This is a genomic window from Arthrobacter sp. TmT3-37, assembly GCF_054510835.1.
Window position 1 is genome coordinate 172601 of the sequence record NZ_JBTNDU010000004.1, and the last position, 20980, is coordinate 193580.

Annotated in this window: 21 protein-coding genes and 1 riboswitch; of the genes, 13 read left to right on the forward strand and 8 right to left on the reverse strand. The window is 70.2% G+C overall.

What is annotated here, in order from left to right:
- Nucleotides 1–136 precede the first annotated feature (136 nt).
- From ACX80U_RS07875 to ACX80U_RS07905, 7 genes are all read left to right on the forward strand, one after another.
- Nucleotides 137–3133, forward strand: a complete 2997-nt coding sequence (locus ACX80U_RS07875) for a Na+/H+ antiporter subunit A (RefSeq protein WP_459268004.1) — start codon at nt 137–139, stop codon at nt 3131–3133.
- A complete protein-coding gene (locus ACX80U_RS07880; RefSeq protein WP_459268005.1) occupies nt 3130–3615 on the forward strand; it encodes a Na(+)/H(+) antiporter subunit C in 486 nt (161 codons plus the stop codon). The genes ACX80U_RS07875 and ACX80U_RS07880 overlap by 4 nt, the downstream gene beginning before the upstream one ends.
- Nucleotides 3612–5222: a Na+/H+ antiporter subunit D gene (locus tag ACX80U_RS07885; protein ID WP_459268006.1), complete on the forward strand. Its 1611-nt coding sequence runs from the start codon at nt 3612–3614 to the stop codon at nt 5220–5222. Before ACX80U_RS07880 ends, ACX80U_RS07885 begins: the two co-directional genes overlap by 4 nt.
- A complete protein-coding gene (locus ACX80U_RS07890) occupies nt 5219–5767 on the forward strand; it encodes a Na+/H+ antiporter subunit E (RefSeq protein ID WP_459268007.1) in 549 nt (182 codons plus the stop codon). Before ACX80U_RS07885 ends, ACX80U_RS07890 begins: the two co-directional genes overlap by 4 nt.
- Complete coding sequence (locus tag ACX80U_RS07895; protein WP_133081323.1) at nt 5764–6021, forward strand: monovalent cation/H+ antiporter complex subunit F; 258 nt, start codon at nt 5764–5766, stop codon at nt 6019–6021. Before ACX80U_RS07890 ends, ACX80U_RS07895 begins: the two co-directional genes overlap by 4 nt.
- A 4-nt stretch (nt 6022–6025) precedes the next feature.
- Nucleotides 6026–6430, forward strand: a complete 405-nt coding sequence (mnhG, locus tag ACX80U_RS07900; RefSeq protein WP_459268008.1) for a monovalent cation/H(+) antiporter subunit G — start codon at nt 6026–6028, stop codon at nt 6428–6430.
- Nucleotides 6431–6607: 177 nt separating this feature from the next.
- Entirely contained in the window at nt 6608–6985 is a 378-nt protein-coding gene (locus ACX80U_RS07905) for a response regulator transcription factor (RefSeq protein WP_133081321.1), read from the forward strand.
- A gap of 92 nt (nt 6986–7077) precedes the next feature.
- On the opposite strand, the gene ACX80U_RS07910 is transcribed toward ACX80U_RS07905, so the two are convergent.
- From ACX80U_RS07910 to ACX80U_RS07925, 4 genes are all read right to left on the reverse strand, one after another.
- Complete coding sequence (locus tag ACX80U_RS07910; RefSeq protein WP_459268009.1) at nt 7078–7419, reverse strand: UBP-type zinc finger domain-containing protein; 342 nt, start codon at nt 7417–7419, stop codon at nt 7078–7080.
- Nucleotides 7416–8975 (reverse strand): FAD-dependent monooxygenase, encoded by a 1560-nt coding sequence (locus tag ACX80U_RS07915; RefSeq protein ID WP_459268010.1) that lies wholly within the window; start codon nt 8973–8975, stop codon nt 7416–7418. The genes ACX80U_RS07910 and ACX80U_RS07915 overlap by 4 nt, the downstream gene beginning before the upstream one ends.
- Nucleotides 8976–8991: 16 nt before the next feature.
- Nucleotides 8992–9639, reverse strand: coding sequence for a 4a-hydroxytetrahydrobiopterin dehydratase (locus tag ACX80U_RS07920; RefSeq protein WP_459268011.1), 648 nt, complete (start codon nt 9637–9639; stop codon nt 8992–8994).
- Nucleotides 9640–9776: 137 nt separating this feature from the next.
- The gene (locus ACX80U_RS07925) at nt 9777–10619 is read right to left on the reverse strand and encodes an SRPBCC family protein (RefSeq protein ID WP_459268012.1); all 843 of its coding nucleotides are present in this window, start codon (nt 10617–10619) and stop codon (nt 9777–9779) included.
- Between the two features lie 212 nt (nt 10620–10831).
- On the opposite strand from ACX80U_RS07925, the gene ACX80U_RS07930 reads away from it, so the two are divergent.
- From ACX80U_RS07930 to ACX80U_RS07940, 3 genes are all read left to right on the forward strand, one after another.
- Nucleotides 10832–11887, forward strand: a complete 1056-nt coding sequence (locus ACX80U_RS07930) for a phosphatase PAP2 family protein (RefSeq protein ID WP_459268013.1) — start codon at nt 10832–10834, stop codon at nt 11885–11887.
- 194 nt (nt 11888–12081) lie between these two features.
- A complete protein-coding gene (locus tag ACX80U_RS07935) occupies nt 12082–13563 on the forward strand; it encodes an amino acid permease (RefSeq protein ID WP_459268014.1) in 1482 nt (493 codons plus the stop codon).
- Between the two features lie 92 nt (nt 13564–13655).
- Nucleotides 13656–14783, forward strand: a complete 1128-nt coding sequence (locus ACX80U_RS07940) for an FUSC family protein (protein ID WP_459268015.1) — start codon at nt 13656–13658, stop codon at nt 14781–14783.
- A 56-nt stretch (nt 14784–14839) separates the two neighbouring features.
- On the opposite strand, the gene ACX80U_RS07945 is transcribed toward ACX80U_RS07940, so the two are convergent.
- Nucleotides 14840–15100: a DUF4235 domain-containing protein gene (locus tag ACX80U_RS07945; protein WP_133081313.1), complete on the reverse strand. Its 261-nt coding sequence runs from the start codon at nt 15098–15100 to the stop codon at nt 14840–14842.
- 150 nt (nt 15101–15250) lie between these two features.
- Nucleotides 15251–15375, forward strand: a riboswitch (TPP riboswitch).
- A gap of 59 nt (nt 15376–15434) precedes the next feature.
- Between ACX80U_RS07945 and ACX80U_RS07950 the strand changes: the two genes are divergently transcribed.
- From ACX80U_RS07950 to ACX80U_RS07960, 3 genes are read left to right on the forward strand one after another with little or no spacing between them, the layout of a single operon-like run.
- Complete coding sequence (locus tag ACX80U_RS07950) at nt 15435–16043, forward strand: ECF transporter S component (protein ID WP_133081312.1); 609 nt, start codon at nt 15435–15437, stop codon at nt 16041–16043.
- On the forward strand, nt 16040–17530 hold the full coding sequence (locus ACX80U_RS07955; RefSeq protein ID WP_459268016.1) for an ABC transporter ATP-binding protein: 1491 nt from the start codon (nt 16040–16042) through the stop codon (nt 17528–17530). Before ACX80U_RS07950 ends, ACX80U_RS07955 begins: the two co-directional genes overlap by 4 nt.
- Nucleotides 17527–18324: an energy-coupling factor transporter transmembrane component T family protein gene (locus ACX80U_RS07960; protein WP_459268017.1), complete on the forward strand. Its 798-nt coding sequence runs from the start codon at nt 17527–17529 to the stop codon at nt 18322–18324. Before ACX80U_RS07955 ends, ACX80U_RS07960 begins: the two co-directional genes overlap by 4 nt.
- A gap of 85 nt (nt 18325–18409) precedes the next feature.
- Here the strand turns inward: ACX80U_RS07960 and ACX80U_RS07965 are convergent, their stop codons facing one another.
- From ACX80U_RS07965 to ACX80U_RS07975, 3 genes are read right to left on the reverse strand one after another with little or no spacing between them, the layout of a single operon-like run.
- Nucleotides 18410–19147: an amino acid ABC transporter ATP-binding protein gene (locus ACX80U_RS07965; protein WP_208741576.1), complete on the reverse strand. Its 738-nt coding sequence runs from the start codon at nt 19145–19147 to the stop codon at nt 18410–18412.
- Nucleotides 19144–19914, reverse strand: coding sequence for an amino acid ABC transporter permease (locus ACX80U_RS07970; protein ID WP_133081308.1), 771 nt, complete (start codon nt 19912–19914; stop codon nt 19144–19146). Before ACX80U_RS07970 ends, ACX80U_RS07965 begins: the two co-directional genes overlap by 4 nt.
- 10 nt (nt 19915–19924) lie before the next feature.
- Nucleotides 19925–20842, reverse strand: a complete 918-nt coding sequence (locus ACX80U_RS07975; RefSeq protein WP_459268099.1) for an ABC transporter substrate-binding protein — start codon at nt 20840–20842, stop codon at nt 19925–19927.
- Nucleotides 20843–20980 lie beyond the last annotated feature (138 nt).

The window sequence follows — 20980 nt, forward strand, 5'->3', positions numbered from 1 at the left end:
TATGATCCTGGTCACGCCCGCACCCGTCGAAGGCGCGCGGCGAGCCGGACCGGCCGGTATCCGTGGAAGGCCGCGCCCATTCGTTCGATAGACTGGGGAAAGCCCGACCGACCCCCAGTGGAAGATCGAGACTCCCATGATCCCCGTGCTGCTAGCGATGTTCGCGCTGGCACTCGGAGCGCCCTTCCTCTTCTCGCGGCTCGGCCGGTCGGCCTTCTTCATCCTCGCCGCCGCCCCTGCTGCCGGCTTCGCCTGGCTTCTGGTCCAGCTGCCGCAGGTCCTCGCGGCGGACCAGGGTGCGCCGAACGGCCGGCCCGGTGCGCCGCCGTCCGTGGTGATCCCGTGGATCCCCAGCCTGCAGCTCGAGCTCGCCTTCCGGCTCGATGCGCTCGCCGCCGTCCTGTGCATCCTGATCCTCGGCGTCGGAGCACTGGTCCTCTTCTACTGCGCGCGCTACTTCAAGAGTGACGACCCGGACGTCGGTGCCTTCGGCGCACAGTTGCTGGCCTTCGCCGCGTCCATGTTCGGGCTGGTCACCGCCGATGACCTGATCCTCATGTTCATCTTCTGGGAACTGACGACCATCCTGTCCTACCTGCTCATCGGCTATGCGCGCCAGCGACTGTCGGCCAGGCGTTCGGCGCTGCAGGCGCTCATCGTCACGACCTTCGGCGGACTGGCGATGCTGGTGGGCCTGGTGATGCTCGGGGAGGCGGCGGGCACCTACCGGATCTCCGAGATCCTCGCCGGGGCCCAGGCGCTCGCGGGGCGGGGGGCGCTGGTCGACATCGCGATCGCGCTGGTCCTCGTCGGCGCCATCACCAAGTCCGCGCTCGTCCCGTTCCATTTCTGGCTGCCGGGAGCGATGGCCGCGCCCACGCCCGTGAGTGCGTATCTCCATGCAGCGGCCATGGTGAAGGCCGGGGTCTTCCTCGTCGCGCGCTTCGCCCCGGGGTTCGGCGAGACCACCTTCTGGTATCCCGTGATCTTCGTCCTCGGGATGACCACGATGCTGCTCGGCGGGTGGCGCGCGCTGCGCCAGTTCGACCTCAAGCTCGTCCTGGCCTACGGAACCGTGAGCCAGCTCGGTTTCCTGACCATGGTGGTCGGGCTCGGCGGGCCCGACGGCGCGGTGGCCGGCCTCGGGCTGCTGCTGGCACACGGCTTCTTCAAGGCGACGCTCTTCCTGGTGGTCGGGATCATCGACCACCAGTCCGGGACGCGCGACCTCCGGGTGCTGTCCGGCGTCGGCGCCACGTCACCGGCGCTCTTCGCGGTCGCGCTGGTGGCGGCCGGATCGATGGCGGGCGTTCCGCCCCTGCTCGGGTTCGTGGCCAAGGAGTCCGTCCTCGAGGCCTTCGCGCACCGCGCCGAGGACGGTCCGGCCGGGACGCTCCTGCTGGGCGGGATCGTCCTCGGCTCGATCCTCACCTTCGCGTACAGCGCGCGGTTCGTGTGGGGTGCCTTCGCGCTGAAGCACGGCGAGCCGCAGACGCCGTTCAAGCGCGTCCGGATCTCCTTCCTGCTCGCGCCGGCCCTGCTCGCCGTCGCCTCGGTGCTGTTCGGGCTGTGGCCGGCACCCCTGGATGCCGCGATCCAGCCGTACGCCCGGCTGTTCCCGGACGGGGCCGCCACCCCGCACCTGGCCCTGTGGCACGGGTTCAACCTCCCGCTGCTGCTCTCGATGGTGACCATCGGTGCCGGCGTCGCGCTCTACCTGCTGCGGCGGCCCTTCGAGCGGCTGCAGGGCCGCCTGCCGGCCGTGCGGGAAGCGGAGGTGCTCTACCGTTCCCTGATCGGCGTCCTGGACGACGTCGCCGTCTGGATCACGGGGCGCACCCAGCGCGGCTCGCTGTCCTTCTACCTCTTCGTGATCCTGGCCACCGCCGTCGCCACACCGCTCGCGGCACTGATCCTGTTCGATGCCCCGCTGCCCTCGGACTTCCGGATCGCCGAATCGCCGGCCCAGGTCGTCGCGGCGGTCGTCATCCTCGGAGGGATCCTGGCGGCGCTGCGTTCCGACAAGCGGTTCATGGCCGTCCTGATGGTCGGCATCACCGGATACGGCATGGCGGTCATCTACGCCCTGCACGGCGCACCCGACCTCGCGCTCACCCAGATGCTCGTCGAGACGATCGTCCTGGTCGCATTCGTCCTCGCGCTGCGTTCGCTGCCGGCCCGCCTGTGGAACAGCAGCGGAAGCCGCCATCGCCTGCTCCGGGCGGGTCTCGGCATCGCGTTCGGCGGCATCATGGCCGTCATCGCGATGTCGGCCATGGCCTCCCGGAATGCCGCGCCCATCTCCCTCGCCTACCCGGAACTGGCGTACGGCGAGGGCGGCGGGGCGAACGCCGTCAACGTCCTGCTCGTCGACATCCGCGCCTGGGACACGCTCGGCGAGATCACCGTGCTCGCGATCGCCGCCACCGGCATCGCGAGCCTGATCTTCATCCGCGGACGCGGTGACCGGAGGCGACGCGCCGATGACGTCGAGGACGGGTCGGTCGACCGGGGCCAGGAGCCGCTGAACGCCGGGGGCCGGGAGTCCGCCGCCCGCCTGCTCGCGGCCCGCTTCGCCGATGTTCCGCGGGACCCCTGGCTCGTCGCGGGCAGGACCCTCGCGCCCGAGCGGCGGTCGATCATCTTCGAGGTCATCACGCGCCTGCTCTTCCACACGATCATCCTCCTGTCGATCTACCTCCTGGTCGCCGGCCACAACCTCCCGGGCGGCGGGTTCGCCGGCGGGCTCATGGCAGGGATCGCGCTCGCGGTCCGCTACCTCGCCGGTGGACGGTTCGAACTCGCGGAGGCCAGCCCGGTCAGCGCCGGCGCGTTGCTCGGCGTGGGGCTCGCGATCGTCTCGCTGACGGCCGCCGCCCCGCTCCTGTTCGGCGGAGCGGTCCTCGAGAGCTACATCCTGGAGTTCTGGCTGCCGGTCTTCGGCGACGTGAAGTTCGTGACCTCGACCGTCTTCGACATCGGCGTCTACATCATCGTCGTCGGTCTCGTCCTCGACGTCCTGCGCAGCCTCGGGTCGGAGATCGACGAGCGCAGCGAGACCGAGGGCCCGGTCGAGGAACACCCCGGCTCCGATGCCCTCGTCCCGCCCGCCGTGGAAGGAGCACAGCCATGACCGTCAACATCACCCTGATCGTGCTGATGGCCGCCTTCTTCGCCGCCGGGATCTACCTGCTGCTCGAACGGAGCCTGACCCGCGTGCTCCTGGGCTTGATCCTGATGGGCAACGGGGCCAACATCCTGATCCTCGCGATGAGCGGAGGCGGCGGGAAGTCCCCGCTCTACGTCGCGGGGACACCGGCCGAGGGGTATACGGACAGCCTGCCGCAGGCGCTGATCCTGACGGCGATCGTCATCACCTTCGCCGTGACGGCCTTCATGCTGGGCATCATCTACCGCTCGTGGGTGCTGGGTCGCGAGGACAGCGTCCAGGACGATCCCGAGGATCGCCGCGTCGCGGACCAGGACAGCTACGACTACGAGGACGACGCCGACATCGCTGCCGATACTTCCGAATTCTCCGACGACGAGGGCTCCGCGACCGTGCCCGACGGCGGGCCCGGGCCCGACGGGCCGACGGCCGGGGTCCGCCGATGATCGCCGCCGACCTCGCGCCCCTCGCCGTCGTCCTGCCGTTCCTCGGAGCGGCGGTCACCTTCATCCTCATCCGTCACTCCCGCGGTCAGCGGGCCGTGAGCATCACGACGCTCAGCGTCACCCTGTTCATCGAGGTCGTGATGCTCCTCGCCGCGCCCTCGGAGGGGACGCATGCGGTGAGGCTCGGCGGGTGGGAGCCACCCTTCGGCATCGTGCTCGTGGTGGACCAGTTCTCCGCCCTGATGCTCGTGGTGTCGTCCGCCGTCAGTCTCTCGGTGCTCATCTACGCCACGGGCCAGGGGATGTCCGAGGGCGACGAGGACGGACCGGTGTCGATCTTCCACCCCACCTACCTGATCCTCGTGGCCGGGGTGTCCAACGCGTTCCTCACCGGTGACCTCTTCAACCTGTACGTGGGGTTCGAGATCCTCCTCACCGCGAGTTACGTCCTGATGACCCTGGGCGGCACGGCGCCGCGCATCCGCGCCGGGGTGACGTACGTCGTCGTCAGCGTGGTGTCATCGATGCTCTTCCTGATCGCCATCGCGATGATCTACGGGGCGACCGGCACGATCACCATGGCGGACCTCGCCGTGAAACTGGAGGCCGTGGACCCGGCGACGCAGATGGTGCTCCACCTCATGCTGCTCGTGGCGTTCGGCATCAAGGCCGCGGTCTTCCCGCTCTCCTTCTGGCTCCCGGACTCCTACCCCACCGCGCCGGCACCCGTGACCGCCGTGTTCGCCGGCCTGCTGACCAAGGTGGGCGTCTATGCCATGGTCCGCGTCGAGACCCTGCTCTTCCCGGGCGACCGCATCAACTCCCTCCTGATGGTGGTCGCGCTGCTGACCATGGTGGTGGGGATCCTCGGAGCGCTGGCCCAGGCGGAGATCAAGAGGCTCCTGTCCTTCACGCTCGTCAGCCATATCGGGTACATGGTCTTCGGGCTCGCCATCTCGACGCGGGTGGGCCTCGGAGCGGCGGTCTACTACGTGGCGCACCACATCACGGTGCAGACGAGCCTCTTCCTCGTCACGGGCCTGATCGAGCGCCGGGGCGGGACGGCCAACGTGGACCGGCTCGGCGGGCTGGCGAAGCTGTCACCGCTCCTCGGGATCCTCTTCTTCCTCCCGGCCATGAACCTCGCCGGCATCCCGCCGTTCTCCGGTTTCCTCGGCAAGCTCGGACTCATCCAGGCGGGAGTGGCCCTCGGGACCCCCCTGGCGTACGTGCTGGTGGCCGGCGGAGTGCTCACCAGCCTGCTGACGCTCCTGGTCATGGCGCGGGTCTGGAACAGGGCGTTCTGGCGCAGCCCGGCCGACGCGGAGGACCCGGATCCGATCCTGCTCGCCAGCAAGGCCGACGGCTCCAGCGTGGGTACCTCCCGCCATGTGACGGGCGAGGACACGGGACGGTTCGCGGGCAAGGACCCCGTGACGCTGCTCCCGGGCACCATGACCGGTCCCACGATCGGGCTCGTGGCACTCGGGCTCGCCCTCACGTTCCTGGCAGGGCCGCTGTTCACGCTCAGCGACGACGCGGCCTCCGAGATGCTCGAGCGCACACCCTACATCGAGGCCGTCCTCGGGCCGGGGGCGGACGGATGAGCCGCCAGCGCATCCCCCTCATCACCGAGCTCCCGCTCGTCGTCTGGCTCGTCCTCGTCTGGGGGGCGCTCTGGCAGGACTTCGGTCCCGGGAACCTCGTCTTCGGGGCGATCATCGCGTACGGGATCGTCAACTTCTTCTACCTGCCCCCGGTGGAGCTGACGGGCCGCTTCAACGTGCTCTGGCTCCTGCCGTTCATCGGCCGGTTCCTCCTCCAGCTCGTGTTCGCGAGCGTGCAGGTGTTCTGGCTCGCCATCCGCAAGGGGCCGTCCCTCCGGAATGCGGTCGTGGCCGTGGAGCTCCGGAGCCACTCGGACTTCCTCGTCACGGCGACCGGTCACGCGATCTCGCTCATCCCCGGGTCCCTCGTCCTCGAGGTGGACCGCTCCACCTCGACGCTCTACCTGCACTGCCTCGACGTCGAGACGGAACAGCATGCGGAGGCGGTGCGTGCCGAGGTCCTCGCGACGGAGGCATGGCTCATCCGCATCATGGGGAGCCGGGCCGATCTCGCCGCGCTCCGGTCCGAGGAGGCACGGCGATGACGGCGGTCATATATGTTGTCGGCGGAATACTCTCCGTCGCGGCCGTCCTGGCCGTGTACCGGGCGGTCCGCGGTCCGTCGATCCTCGACCGGGTCCTCGCCCTCGACGTCATCGTCGCGATCATCGGCGCGGCGTTGGTGCTGAACATGGTGGTGAACCAGCATCTCGACAACCTGGTCCTGCTCGTCGCGGTCTCGCTGATCGGGTTCATCGGGTCCGTCACGGTGGCGCGGTTCGTCACGGACAGGAAGTAGCGCCATGGTCGACGTCGTCGTGTCCGTCCTCCTGATCGGCGGAGCCCTCATGTCCCTGGCCGCGGGAATCGGCCTCGTGCGCTTCCCGGACCTGCTCTCGCGGATGCACGCAGCCACCAAGCCGCAGGTCCTCGGTCTCCTGCTCTTCCTGCTGGCGCTCGCGGTCGACTCCGGGAGCTGGGCCCTGGTCCCGCTCCTCGTGCTGTGCTGGGTGTTCCAGCTGCTCACGAGCCCGGTGTCCGCGCACATGGTCGGCCGGGCGGGCTACCGCACGCGGCACCTCCGGCGCGACCTCCTCACGCTCGACGAGCTCGACGACGTCGTGGCGCATGCTGCGGGGGACCGGGCGCACCCCGGGTCCCGCCGCTCACCGGACGCACCCGTCGAACGGGACGACGACGCTTCCTGAGCAGCCGGGACGGGCTGCCCGGTGTCCGGTCGTCCCGCCGGACCGATACCTCCGGCACCCGGAGGCCCCGGACCGATACCTACGGCGCCCGGAGCGCCGCCCGGTGGCGATGCTTCGGTACCGGAAGGTAAGGTTGCTTCATATCGACGGGTCGACACGACAGTGCAGGGTGGTGGAATGGACGAGCAGCGGAACGCCGTGGTCATCGAGGACGACGCCGACATCCGCCAGCTCCTCGTGATCGTCCTGTCCTCACGGGGTTTCACGGTGCACGAGGCCGTGACCGGCGCCGAGGGGGAGCGCCTCGTGGAGACCGTCGACCCGCAGCTCGTCACACTCGATCTGAACCTCCCGGACTCGGACGGCATCGATGTCTGCGCCCACCTCAGGGTCGGGTCGGACGCCCACATCCTCACGATCTCCGCGCGGCCTCCACAGCTCACGGAGGAGCAGTGCCTGGCCGCAGGGTCGAACCACTTCATGGCCAAGCCCTTCAGCCCACGGCTCCTCGGCGCGTACCTCGACGGTGTCTTCCCCCGGGCGAGCGCCGCCTGACCGGACGTCCCGGGCCCGCGTCGGGGCTTCGGCGGAGGACCCCCCCGCCGGGACGTCGGTCGACCACGGCTGCGTCCCGCTCCCGCAGGATGTCAGGACATGCGGGCCCGCCAGTCCTCGGGCACACGCCCTGCCGGTCCGGGCACCGGCTGGTCCGAGGGGTGGCTGGTCGGCGCGGCGAGCGGGCGGCCCTCGACGAACTCCTGGACGCGGTAGTCCCAGAACCAGTCCTCACCCGGTTCGAAGGACATGACCACCGGATGCAGGGTGTCGGCGGCATGCGCGGAGGCGTGCCGGCCGGGTGAGCTGTCACAGCAGCCCACATGCCCGCAGGCGGCGCAGCGGCGGAGGTGGACCCACCAGCCGCCCGAGTCCCCGCATTCCTTGCAGCCGGTACCCGAGGGGTGTGCGCCGGTGTCGATGGCGTCCGTCATGGCCGTCTCCTGTCGTGGGGTCGTGCCGGGGGAAAGCCGCCGGGTGCGCCGAAGGCCCCGGCGGCGTCGTCCGGACGCGCTGCCGCGGCCACGAATCCGTCCGGACGCACGAGGTAGAGCATGCCGGGCCGGAGCGGGGTCGCCCCGACCGTGGGGAAGACGTGGAGGGGCAGGTCGAGGTCCTCCGCGGCGGCGCGCGCCCGCCGTACCGCGGTGTCGTCCGGCGCGTACAGATGCAGCTGCCAGGCAGCGGTGCGCAGCGCATCGAAGTTCGACCCGGTCCAGTGCAGGCGCCGCCCCACGACGGCGTCCCGTCGTCCGGGCCGGTTCCCTCCGTCCATCCGGTAGTGGATGCGGATCTGGCCGAGGTAGCCCGCGAGGCGCCGTCCGACCGGCAGGCGGGGGAGGAGTGCCACGCCGAGGGGCAGGACGATCCGCGGTGCGTACCTCCGCACGAGCCCCACCGCTGCCGAGCGGGACGTGACGCCGCGGAACACGAGGTCCGTGGTCTTCAGGAGACGCACGGCCACGGGCCGGCGCTCGGTCTCGTAGCGGTCGAGGAGCGTGGCGGGCGCGCGCCCGGAGATGACGTCGTCGAGCTTGAAGGCGAGGTTGTGGGCGTCCTGCAGTCCCGTGTTCATGCCCTGCGCGCCGACAGGGGAATGGACGTGGGCCGCATCGCCGGCGAGGAGCACGGCGCCGATGCGGAAGCGCGCGGCGATCCTGTGGTGGACGCGGTAGGTGGAGAACCAGCGGGAGTCCTCGTAGGTGACCCCGAACGTCTCCGCCATCCGCCGCCGGGCGAAGGCCTCGGTGATGGCGGCCGCATCGTCGCCGGCGACTCCGATGAGCCGCTGGCCGTTCCTGCCGCCGTGCGACCGCATGGGGAAGGCGAGGAGGAACTCGGCGGCACCCTGGCGGATGTTGACGGAGGCGGGGGCGAGTCCGCTGACGCCGAGCGCATCCACGAGGTAGAAGGTCTGCCTGCTGGTGGTGCCCTCGAACGCCGTACCGGTCGAGGTGCGGACGGTCGACGACGCCCCGTCGCACCCGACGGCGAAGCGCGCCCGGAGGGGCGAGGAGCCGCCGGGCCCGTCGACGACGGCGAGGACGCCGCCGTCCACCTGCTGCAGCGACGAGACCCGGTGCCTCCACCGGACGGACCCTCCGATCGCGCCGAGGTTGTCGGCGAGGATGCGCTCGTTGGCGCTCTGCTCCAGGATGTACATCCCGGGGTAGGGCGTGAGTCCGCGCCCCAGCCCTGTCAGCGGGATGGGCGCGAACGATCGGCGCTCGAAACCCTGCCGCAGGGATGCGGCACGGACGGCCTCCGCGAGCACGCGGTCGACGACGCCGAGCTGGTCGTAGATCTCCATGGACCGCGAATGGACGCCCAGGGCCCTGGACTCCCGCGTGGGGCCGTCCTTGCCGTCGAGCAGCGCGACGTCGAGGCCCAGCGTCACCAGCCAGTTCGCCAGCATCAGGCCGGTGGGGCCCGCGCCGACCACGAGGACGTCCACGGCCTCCCGGCCGGTCCCGTCCTCCGCCGTGGTCATCGCCCGGACCGCCGGTTCAGCGGTCGAGCGTCGTGCAGACGCAGGCCCGGTTGCCCTCTGCATCGGCCAGGACGGTGAACGACGGCGCTGCGGCGTCGTCGACCACGGTGCCCCCGGCGGCGACCGCTGCGGCGATACGTGCTTCCGCCGCGTCGTGCGGTACCCAGACGTCGAGGTGGAAGCGCTGCCGCGGTGTCTCGTGCGCCCCGGTGTGCTGGAACCAGAGCAGGGGCACGCGCCCGGTCGGGTCGACGACGTCGTCCCCGGCCACGGCGTGTGCATCGCCGGTCAGCAGGGCGGCCCAGAACGGGCCGATGGCCGCCGGGTCGGCGGTGTCGAGGGCGAGTTCGACGACGGTGGGCGCTGCAGGATCGGCACTGATGCCCCGCCGTCCCGCCAGGTCGCTGATCCGCCGGGCGAGGTCGACATCGCGTCCCGTCACGCCGGAGGCGTCGTGGCTGACGAGTGTCAGATCGACATGGGGGTAGGCCAGGGCGATGTCCGGATGATGGCCGGCCGCCTCCGCCAGTTCACCGACCCCCGAGACGAAGGCCAGGCCGGTGGTGAAGTCCCCGGTCAGGAACCGGGCGTGCAGGGCCTGCGGCAGCTTCCGCCAGTCATCGAGGCCGGCGTCGAGGATCTCCTGCGTGCTGAGGATGGTCATGCCGCCAGTATGTCGCGGGCGCGCGGGGAGGGGAAGAGAAGGTCCCGGACCCCTGCCGGACACCTTCGGGAGGCATCCGGCAGCGGTCCGACCGGGCACCGGGCCCGGTGTCGATCGGGTACCTGCCGATCGGGTACCTAGAGTGCCCCGCCCGTCGTCCGGTTCTTGTCGAGGAGCGGATCGTCCAGGACGTCGGCGGTCCTGCCGGGCTCACCGGCTCCTGTTCCCGACCCCTCGGTGGAGACGCCCTCGTCGACCGGAACGAGCGTCTCCGCGCCGTGGGGCGAGAGGCCGTCGTCCGCGCCGGTGTACACCTCCGCGGCGCCGCCGTCCGCGGGCGTGATGGTGGCATCGGGCGTGGTGTCCCCGGTCGGTGCCTGGCTCTTCTTCCCGGCGGCGACACCGGCGGCCGCTGCGGCAGCTGCCAGGCCGATACCGGCTGCGACCTTGCCGGAGATCCCGGCCTTGCCGCTGTCACCACGGGACGCGGCGGCAGCCTCCACACCGGGCTCTCCGGCAACCGTGCCGGAGCCCACCGATCCGCGCCAGGCTCCGGTGGCATAGCCTTCGTCCTCGATGAACGCCTTGAACCGTTCCAGGTCGCCCTCGGCCTGGTTCTCCACGACGTTGAGCTTGTCGCCGATCTTCTCGACCAGGCCCTCGGGCTCGTACTCGAGCACCAGGTGGACCTGGGTCTGCCCGCCCCCGACGTCCTCGAACGACACCGAACCGGCATTCGTCGCGCCCTCGGTCGCGGCCCACGACACCCTGGCGTCCGGCACCTGCTCGAGGATCCTCGCTTCCCACTGCCGGCGGATCCCGCCGATCTCCACCACCCAGTTCAGGCGCTCCTCGTCGAGCTGCGTGACGGATCTGACGCCGCCCATGAAGTGGGGGAACTCCTCGAACTGAGTCCACTGGTTGTAGGCCACGCTGAGGGGTACGTTGACGAGAATCCGCTTTTCGACCTTCGTGCTCATGGCATCTCCTTCGGTTGGTCCGTGACATGACAGACAGGGATGACTGCCCATCCCAATTCATAAGCACGCTTAGCGTAACGTCAGAGCCCGCGGATTGGCGAGGCCCGGGGGCTGGAGAGCAGCCGGCGTCGCGCTGGTCGCACGCGTCGGACGGGATCATGCAATCAGCGAGAATCGCAACGATCGGCGCTGTGGGAAGCTAGTACTATCTGATGATGCTGAAACCCTCGACGTCGGCGTCGGTCCCGTCCGGGCTCTTTCGCGTCCCGTTCGCCGTTGCGGCCTCCTTCACCGTCCTCACCATCGGGACGGCCGTGGGCTTCGGACTGCCCCTGCGCGACCCGGACGGCTTCCTGGGTCCCAGCTATGTCCGCCTCCCCGCGATCCTGGCGCTGATGGTCCTCGCCGACGTCGCCCCACGGACGCTGCTGAGGCGGCCTTCCGTCCGCACCATCCATCGAGTCGCGGCGATCGAGTTCCATCGCCGCTGGCCCGTGTCACGGCTCGTGGTGACAGCCATGGGGCTGCTCACGTTCTACCTCGCGTACGTCTCGTACCGGAACATGAAAAGCTTCCTGCCGTTCGTCCGCGATCGGGTGGCGGATCCCCTCCTGCAGGCGAGCGACCGGTGGCTCACGGGCGGGCACCACCCGGGCGACGTGCTGCAGCAGATCCTCGGGACCGGGGTCAGCGCACATGTCCTGTCGAGTGTGTACGTGTCCTATCTGATCTTCGTCCCGATGTCCGTCGCTGCGGCCCTCGTCTGGTCCCGGCAGCTGTCGCAGGGCGCGTGGTACGTCGCCGCGCTGTCGTTCAACTGGATCCTCGGTGCGGCGAGCTACTACGCGATTCCCTCCCTCGGCCCGATCTTCGTCGAGCGGACCCACTTCACGGACCTGCCCCGCACGGCCGTCACGGATCTCGGGGAATCCCTGTACCGGAGCCGGGTGCGCGTCCTCGCCGATCCGCACGCCACGCAGTCGGTCCACGGCATCGCGGCCTTCGCCTCACTCCACGTCTCCGTGGTCTTCACCGCGGCCCTGGTGGCGCACCTGATCCGCCTGCCGGTCGTCCTGCGGGCGATCCTCTGGACGTACCTCCTGCTCACCGCCCTCGCCACCGTCTACTTCGGGTGGCACTACCTCGTCGACGTGATCGCCGGCTTCGCCCTGGGCGCGGTCGCGACGTGGCTGGCGTGGCAGGCGACCCGACCGCGCAGGCTCCTCCGCGACCTCCCGGTCGTCGAGGAGACGAAGGTACCCGCCTGAGGCCTCCGTCGCGCTCGCGGCCTCGAAGCACCCCTCGGGCGTGCGGCCGGCCGCAGGACGGACCCTCCGCGGGAGGCCGGAATTTGACTCCCGGTTCCGCACGGTTCAGGGTTTTATGTCAGTCCCAGTCCTCCACCCACGCGATCGCCGCGGCATCCCTGCATGCCCGCGGCCGCGGAAGGAACATCCACCCCATGCAGAACTCCGCATCCTCGGCGCCGCCCTCCACCCAGCACGCCGCTGGAGACTCCAGCCGGCCGCCCCACCTCACCCGGGCGCTGAGCAACCGCCACATCCAGCTGCTGGCCATCGGTGGTGCCATCGGCACGGGCCTCTTCATGGGCTCCGGCAAGACCATCTCCCTCGCCGGGCCCTCGGTCATCTTCGTGTACATGATCATCGGCTTCATGCTGTTCTTCGTCATGCGCGCCATGGGCGAGATCCTGCTCTCGAACCTCGAGTACAAGTCCTTCAGCGATTTCGCCGGTGACCTCCTGGGCCCGTGGGCCGGTTTCTTCACCGGCTGGTCCTACTGGTTCTTCTGGGTGGTCACGGGTGTCGCCGACATCGTCGCCATCGCCGGCTACGTCGACATCCTCGCCCCCGGCACCCCGCTCTGGATCCCGGCACTGGCCACGCCCGTGGTGCTCCTGCTCCTGAACCTGCCCACCGTGAAGGCCTTCGGTGAGGCCGAGTTCTGGTTCGCGATCATCAAGGTCGTGGCGATCCTCGCGCTGATCGGGACCGGCATCGTCATGATCGCCACCCGCTTCACCTCACCGGGCGGCTCGGTCGCGGACCTCGCGAACATCTGGAACGACGGCGGCATGTTCCCGCACGGACTCTTCGGCTTCATCCTCGGCTTCCAGATCGCCATCTTCGCCTTCGCCGGTATCGAGCTGGTCGGCACCGCCGCCGCGGAGACCAAGGACCCCGAGAAGACGCTGCCCCGTGCCGTGAACTCCATCCCCATCCGTGTACTGCTCTTCTACGTGGGAGCCCTCACGGTGATCATGGCGGTCAACCCCTGGCGGACCATCGATGCAGCGAACAGCCCGTTCATCGGCATGTTCACCCTGGCGGGCCTCGGGGTCGCCGCCGTCGTCGTCAACCTCGTGGTGCTCACCTCGGCGGCATCCAGCGCCAACTCGGGCATCTACTCGACCTCGCGCATGGTCTACGGCCTCGCGCAGGACGGCAACGCCCCGACGTCCTTCGGGAAGCTCAGCCCACGCAAGGTGCCGCAGAACGCGCTGCTGTTCTCCTGCATCTTCCTGCTCGCCGGCCTGATCCTGCTGTACTCGGGCGACTCCGTGATCGGCGCCTTCACCGTCGTCACCTCGGTGGCCTCGGTGCTGACCATGTTCGTGTGGTCCATGATCCTGCTCAGCTACCTGGCGTTCCGGCGCCGCCGGCCCGAACTGCACGAGCGCTCGACGTTCAAGATGCCGGGTTCGGCCTTCATGCCGTACGTGGTCCTGGCCTTCTTCCTGTTCATGCTCTTCGCGCTGGCACAAGCCGAGGACACCCGGCTGGCCCTGGTCGTGACACCGCTGTGGTTCATCCTGCTGGGTGCTGCCTGGTACCTGAACCGCAGGACACCGCTGCAGCAGGCCCGCATCGAGGAGCACAAGGCGACACTGCGGTCCGAGCGCTCCGCCGCTGCAGCCCGCTAGTCCCGCTCCATCCGATACGTGAGGACCGTCCCGCAGGGGGCGGTCCTTCGTCGTCCCGGGGTGTGCACAAGGGGGGATGTCATACTGCTGGGATGGCCAAGAACAGGATCCTCCGCGGCCGTGGCGTCCTCGCAGCCCGTCTCGACGACGACCTGAAGGAGCGGCTGCGCGCCGCCGTGGTCGATCCCCACCTCCTCCTCGCGGGCAAGGCCGCCCTCGCGGCCGCCCTTGCCTGGACCTTCGCGCTCGCCATCCCGGGAGAGGCCTCCCGGTATCCGTACTATGCTCCGCTGGGCGCCCTGCTGGCGATGTACCCGACGGTCGCGGGAACGCTCAAGTCAGGTCTGCAGACGGTCGCCGGACTCACGATCGGGATCGTCCTGGCTCACATCGCGGTCTGGGCGGGAGACCCCAACTGGCTGACGATCGCCTTCGTCGTCGGAGCGGGCGTGCTTCTCGCCGGCCCCCTGAAGAGGACTGCGGGCGGCGGCTCGGGGATCGCGTCCGCCGGGCTGTTCGTCCTGGTCATCGGCAACGAGAACCTGGGGTACTCGCTGGGCTACTTCGTGCAGACCGTCGTGGGCGTGGGCGTGGGCGTCGCCGTCAGCGCGCTGATCCTGCCGCCGCTCAACCTGAACGACGCGGTGGGGCAGATGAGCCGGCTCCGCAGGACGGCTGCACGTCAGCTCCAGGAGATGGGCGAGGCCCTGCAGGAGGACTGGCCGGCGGACGACCCGCGCTGGCCCGAACGGCGGGACGACCTCACCGCCACGGCACGGAATGCCCGCGAGGCCCTGCAGTTCGCGGACGAGAGCAGGAAGGGCAATCTCCGGCGGCGCTTCCACCCGCACGACGCCCGCCGCGACCACCGGCACGTCGAGGTCCTCGAGACCGTGGCGATCCACACGCTGAACATCACCAACATGCTGCAGGACGCGCTCCATGGGACCTCCCGTGAGCACCCCCTGCCCGCCGCGGTCCGGCCGCCCCTGCAGCAGGCGTTCACCGCCGTCGGCGACGTCCTGGACCTGTGGACGGTGGAGGACCTCGACGCCGAGGCGCTGCAGGTCGCCGAGCGGAGCCTGAAGGACCTCGAGATCAGCGCGTACGAGACCTCGTCGAAGGAGGTCCCCTTCGGTGCTGCGGCCGCGATCGGCATGAACCTGCACCGCATTCTGCAGACGGTCGCACAGGAGCAGCGGACCGACGGGGCCGACTGAACCCGGGAACGACGAGGGGCACCCCGGAGGGTGCCCCTCGATCCCCACGGGGCTGCTCAGGTCAGGTCGCGGCTCTTCGCGAACCGGTCGATGGCCTTCTGCGTGGAACGGTTCGTCAGCACCTGGATGGTGGTGCTGACCGCACCCGAGATGATCGCGAAGACGAGGGCCGAGCGCAGCGTGTTCTCCAGGCCGTCCTTGCTCTTCGGCGGCGCTTCGCCCGTGATCCTCTCCCAGAGGAAGTCGACGAGCTTGGTCCCCACATAGCCGGCGCCGACACTCATTCCTGCGCCGAGCAGCTTGAACAGTACGTTCATGGTCTCTCCTTCTTGTCCGATACTCCTGCGCCTAGCCTAGCGGCGGTGCGTACCCCGCCGCAGGGACGATCCGGCCCGCAAGCGGTTCCGGAGGTGCGGGGCCGAGCCCGGCGTCGCGGTCCACCGGTGTAGGATCGGTAGCGCTCAACCAACAAGCGACAGGGGAGCGCCGATCCGCAGCATGCTGCGGGGACGGGCGCTGAGAGTGCGGACCGCCGCAGACCCTCGAACCTGATCCGGCTAGTACCGGCGAAGGGAGTCGAGTTCTCAGAGTGCACGGCGCTGCTCCGGCGGCCCCGGCACTATCCCCTCCTGTACCTCAGGAGGATTCACCATGGCATCATCCACCGCCCTCAAGACCACCTCCGGGCGCACCCGCCAGTGGCGCGTCGTCGACATCGTGGTGGCCTCGGTCATCGCCGTCGCCGTCGGCGTCCTGTTCTTCGCCTGGTCCGCGGGATACTCCGGCATCAGCCTGCTGACGGCCGGTTTCCCGCCCCTGGCGGGCCTCTACTCCGGGGGCTGGCTGATCGCCGGCGTCCTCGGGGGACTGATCATCCGCAAGCCCGGTGCCGCCCTCTACTGCGAGATGCTCGCGGCGGCTGTGTCCGCCCTGATCGGCACGCAGTGGGGCGTGGGCGTCCTCGTCTCCGGAGCGATCCAGGGAGCCGGCGCCGAACTGGTCTTCCTGCTCTTCCTGTACCGGAAGTGGAACCTGCCGGTCGCGTTGCTGGCCGGCCTCGGCGCGGGCCTCGCCCTCGCGATCAGCGAGAACATCCTCTACAACGCGCTCTGGACCTTCGAGTTCAAGCTCCTCTACACCGTGTTCGCGGCCATCTCCGGCGTCGTCATCGCGGGCCTGCTCTCGTGGCTGGCCATGCGGGGCCTCGCGAGGACGGGTGCGCTGTCCTCCTTCGCCGCGGGCCGCTCGGCGGACGTGTGACGGCAGCACACCCACCGGCCGCGGGGGCCGTGCAGGTCAGCGCCCGCGGCTGGGGCTGGCGCCACGCGGGCCGGAAGGCCTTCGCGGCACGCCACCTCGACCTCGACATCGGGCCGGGAGAGCGCGTGCTGCTCCTCGGGGCGTCCGGGGCGGGCAAGTCGACCGTGCTGCACGGACTCGCCGGGGTGCTCGGCGCGCAGGACGAGGGCGAACAGGAGGGCGGACTCCTGCTCGACGGCGTCCCCCCGGCCGCGGCGCGGGGGAGGGCTGGGCTGGTGCTCCAGGACCCCGAGACGCAGGTGGTGCTCGCCCGCGTCGGCGACGAGGTGGCCTTCGCCGCCGAGAACCTCGCCGTGCCCCGCGAGGAGATCTGGCAGCGCGTCGGCAGGGCGCTCGACGACGTCGGCCTCGACCTCCCGCTCGACCACCCCACCACCGCGCTGTCCGGGGGGCAGAAGCAGCGCCTCGCGCTCGCGTCCGTCCTCGCGATGGAGCCCGGGCTGCTCCTGCTCGACGAACCCACCGCGAACCTCGACCCCGACGGCGTCCTCGAGGTGCGGGACGCCGTCGTCCGCGTCCTGGAGCGCACCGGTGCCACGCTCGTCGTCGTCGAGCACCGCGTGGCGGTCTGGGCCGATGTGGTGGACCGCGTGATCGTGCTCGACGCCGGGGGAGGCGTCCTCGCCGACGGTTCCCCCGCGGACATCCTGGGGCACGAGGCCACGCGTGCCGGGCTGGCACGCGCCGGCGTCTGGGTCCCGGGCCGGCGGCCGCCCCTGGGAGGGCCCGTACCCGGCGCCGGTGGCGGCCCGCTGCTGTCGGCGCGCTCCCTCACGGTGGCCAGGACCAAGCGGGGCCCCGCGGCCGTCGAGGACCTCGACCTCCGGGTGCACGAGGCGGAAGCACTGGGCATCACCGGGCCGAACGGCGCCGGGAAGTCGACGGCGGCGCTCACGCTCGGCGGCCTGCTCCGGCCGCGCGCCGGCCGGGTGGACGCCGCGCCTCCGCTCGCCGGAGCGGCGGGCAGCGACCCGTTCCGCTGGCGGTCGGCCCAGCTCGTGCAGCGGATCGGCACGGTCTTCCAGGAGCCCGAGCACCAGTTCCTCACGGCGTCCGTGGGCGAGGAACTGGAGTTCGGGCCGCGACGCGTCAGCGGGACCGCCGATCCGCGGCGGATCACCGAGCTGGCCGAGCGCCTCCGCCTCACCCATCTGCTGAAGGCCAATCCGTTCACGCTCTCCGGCGGCGAGAAGCGGCGGCTGTCGGTCGCGACGATGCTCGCCACGGCCCCGCGCCTCCTGATCCTCGACGAGCCCACCTTCGGCCAGGACGCCGGGACCTGGGCCGAACTCGTCACCCTGCTGCGCGAGCTGATCGACGACGGCGTGGCCGTCGTCTCCGTCACGCACGACGCCGATTTCATCGCCGCCCTCGGCGGCAGGACCCTGCACATCGCCGACGGGGCGGGACGGCTGGTGGCCCGATGAGCACCGATCACCTGACCCCGGTGCTGACCGGGAAGACGCTCCTGCGCGCCAACCCCGTGTCCAAGCTGTTCGCCGCCGCGGTCATCACGCTCGCCCTCATGGCGAGCATCGACTGGGTCAGTGCCGCCGTGGTCCTGGCCTGCGAGCTCGCGCTGATGCCGCTGCTGGGCATCAGTGCGTGGGGCCTCGCCCGGCGCATCTGGCCCCTGCTGGTCGCGGCGTCGATCGGCGCCTACGGCACCGCGCTGCTCGCGGAGAAGAGCGGAACGGTACTGATCGACGTCGGGCCGTTCCTCTTCACCGAGGGCTCGGTGGCGGCCGGGGTCGCGGTCGGGCTGAGGGGGCTCGCGCTCGCGCTGCCCGGCATCTTCCTCCTGCTCACCACGGACCCCACGGACCTGGCCGACGCCCTCGCCCAGAAGCTGCACCTGCCGCACCGCTTCGTCCTCGGCGGGCTGGCCTCGCTGCGGCTCGTGGGCCTGCTCCTGGAGGAGTGGGAGTCCCTCGGACTGGCACGCCACGCGCGGGGCATCGGTTCGGACGGCTCCGTCGTCGCGCGCACGCGGAATCTGCTGGGGCAGTCCTTCGGGCTGATCGTCCAGGCGATCCGGCGTGCCACGCGGCTCGCGACGGCGATGGAGGCGCGCGGTTTCGGCGGTGCGACGCGCACCTGGGCGCGGACCAGCACGTTCTCGTCCCTCGACCTCGGCGTCGCCGCCGTCGGGCTCGTGGTCGCGGCGGGCGCGGTAGCGGCGGCGGTCCTGGCCGGGACCTGGAACTTCCTCCTCTCCTGACCGGGAGGCGCCGGACATGCCACAGGGGCTCCGCGGATGCGGAGCCCCTGTGGCATGCGAGCGGATCCCGGCCCCGGCAGGACCGCTAGAGGACGTCCGAGAGGAACGACCTCAGGCGGGGCGTCTGCGCGTCGTCGAAGATCGCGGACGGTGGTCCCGACTCCACGACGACGCCGCCGTCCATGAACGTCACGGTGTCCGAGACGTTGCGTGAGAAGCCCATCTCGTGCGTGACGACGACCATGGTCATGCCCGCCGAGGCGAGGTCCGCCATGAGGGCGAGGACGCCCTTCACGAGCTCCGGGTCCAGCGCGGACGTGGCCTCGTCGAAGAACATCACCTCGGGGTCCATGGCCAGCGCCCGCGCGATCGCCACGCGCTGCTGCTGCCCGCCGGAGAGGTTGCCCGGCCGGACGTCGGCCTTGTGCTTGAGGCCCACCAGGTCGAGCTGGGCGAGGGCCTTCTCCCGTGCCTCGCCGGCGGACATCTTCCGGAGCTTGCGCAGCGCCAGGGACACGTTGTCCAGCACGGTCTTGTGCGGGAAGAGGTTGAACTGCTGGAACACCATGCCGATGCGGCGGCGCAGCTCGTCCGGGTTGTCCTTGAGGACGGAGCGGCCGTCGAGCAGGATATCGCCCTGGTCGGGTTCGATCAGCCGGTTGAGGACACGCAGCAGGGTGGACTTCCCGGAGCCGGACGGCCCGATGACCGACGCCGTCGTCCCCCGTTCCACGTGCAGGTCGATCCCGCGCAGCACGTGGTTGGAGCCGAAGGACAGGTGCAGGCCCTTGCCCGTCAGTGTTCCCGATTCGATGGTCTTCATGCCTTCGCTCCTCCGCTCGTCGGAATCACCGCGGCCAGTTCGTCCGGTTCCGGTTTCTGCTTCCTGCCCACGCGGAGCCTGGTGTCGATGAAGTTGACCAGGTGCGTCAGCGGGATGGTCAGGCAGAGGTAGAGCACGCCGGCCGCGATCAGGGGCGAGAGGTTGCCGGTGTTGCTCGCGGCGTCGTTGCCCACCCGGAAGAGCTCGCGTTCACTGGCGACGAGGCCGATGAAGTAGATGAGCGACGACTCCTTGATGAGCGAGATGAACTGGTTGACCAGGGCGGGCAGCACGCGCCGCACGCCCTGGGGCACCACCACGAGCTGCATGGATGCGCCGTAGCTGAAGCCCAGCGCACGCGAGGCCTCCAGCTGACCCTTCTCCACGCTCTGGATGCCGGAGCGGAAGATCTCCCCGATGTAGGCCGAGGCGATCAGCGACAGGGCGAGGATGCCCAGCGGGTAGGGGCTGGTGCTGCCCGTGACCTGCCGGAGGATGGGACCGAGGCCCAGTCCGATGAGCAGGATGATCACGACGGCGGGGAGGCCGCGGAAGATGTCCGTGTAGATGCGTGCGATCCACCGGAGCACCCGGTTGCGGGAGATCCCCATGATCGCGAGGAGCATGCCGACGATCGTCCCGATGATCCCCGAGGCCAGGGCGAGCAGGAGGGTGTTGGGCAGTCCGACGGTCAGGAGGTCCGGCAGGACCGCGGCCATCGCCTCCCAGTCGAAGAACGTCTTGCCGAGCTGTTCGAGGGCATCCATGCAGGGCCGGCTACTTTACGTCCACGGCTTTGCTGCCGGGCTTCCAGTCGGTGGGCATCTCGCGGTCCGGGTACCACTCCTTGGTGAGCTCGGACCAGGTGCCGTCGGCGATCACCGCGTCGAGGCCCGCGTTGAGGGCGTCGATGAGGGGCTGGTTGTCGCTGTTGACCGCGTACGCCGTGAAGTTCTCCGTGTTGATGATGGTCTCGGCGATCGTGGTGTCGTCGCCCTCCTTCACCTGGCCGGTGGCCTGCTGCGACGGGGCGACCCAGGCGTCCACCTGCCCGTTCTTCACGTTGGCGTACACCGTGTTGTAGTCCGGGAAGCGCACGGGCTCGAGGCCGAGGGTATTGGAGACGTAGTCGTCCTGGACGGTGCCCTGGACCACGCCGATGCGGGTGCTCTCCGAGAGGGAGTCGAAGCCGCTCACCGAGGAGCCGTTCTTCGTGACGACGGCCATGTAGCCGAAGTCGTAGCCGTTGGTGAAGCCGACGTTCTCGCGGCGGGCCGCCGTCGTCGAGATCGAGGAGGACCCGACGTCGAACTGCTTGTTCTGGACCTGCGCGAGGAGGGCGGAGAAGTCGGTGGAGGCGAACTCGACCTCGAGGTCGAGCTTCTCGCCGATGGCGCGCAGCAGTTCGTTGTCGTAGCCGGTGAAGACACCGTCCTCGAGGAAGATGTTCGGCGGGGCGTCCGAGAGCGTGCCGACGCGCAGGGTGCCGTCGGTGATGAGGCCGAGCCCGGACGTGTCGATCTCGTCGATCGGCGTGGTGTCCTCGGTGGTGTACTGGTCGAGCGACTGCTGGTCGCTGCCGGCCAGGGCGTCGGCGGATTCGGTGGGCGTGCTTCCGCTGTCACTGCCGCAGGAGACGGTCAGGGCGAGGAGCGGCACGGTGAGTGCAGCGAGGACCTTGCGGGAGATGTTCATGGTGTCCTTCATTTCGATGCCGGCCCGGGTGCGGGCGCTGGGTGTTCGGGGATGCCGGATGGCGGCAGGGGGAGGCTGCTGGCTGCTGGGTGACACGCTCGCTGTTCTGGGCTGTGCGCGCTGTGGCGGTGGTGTCCT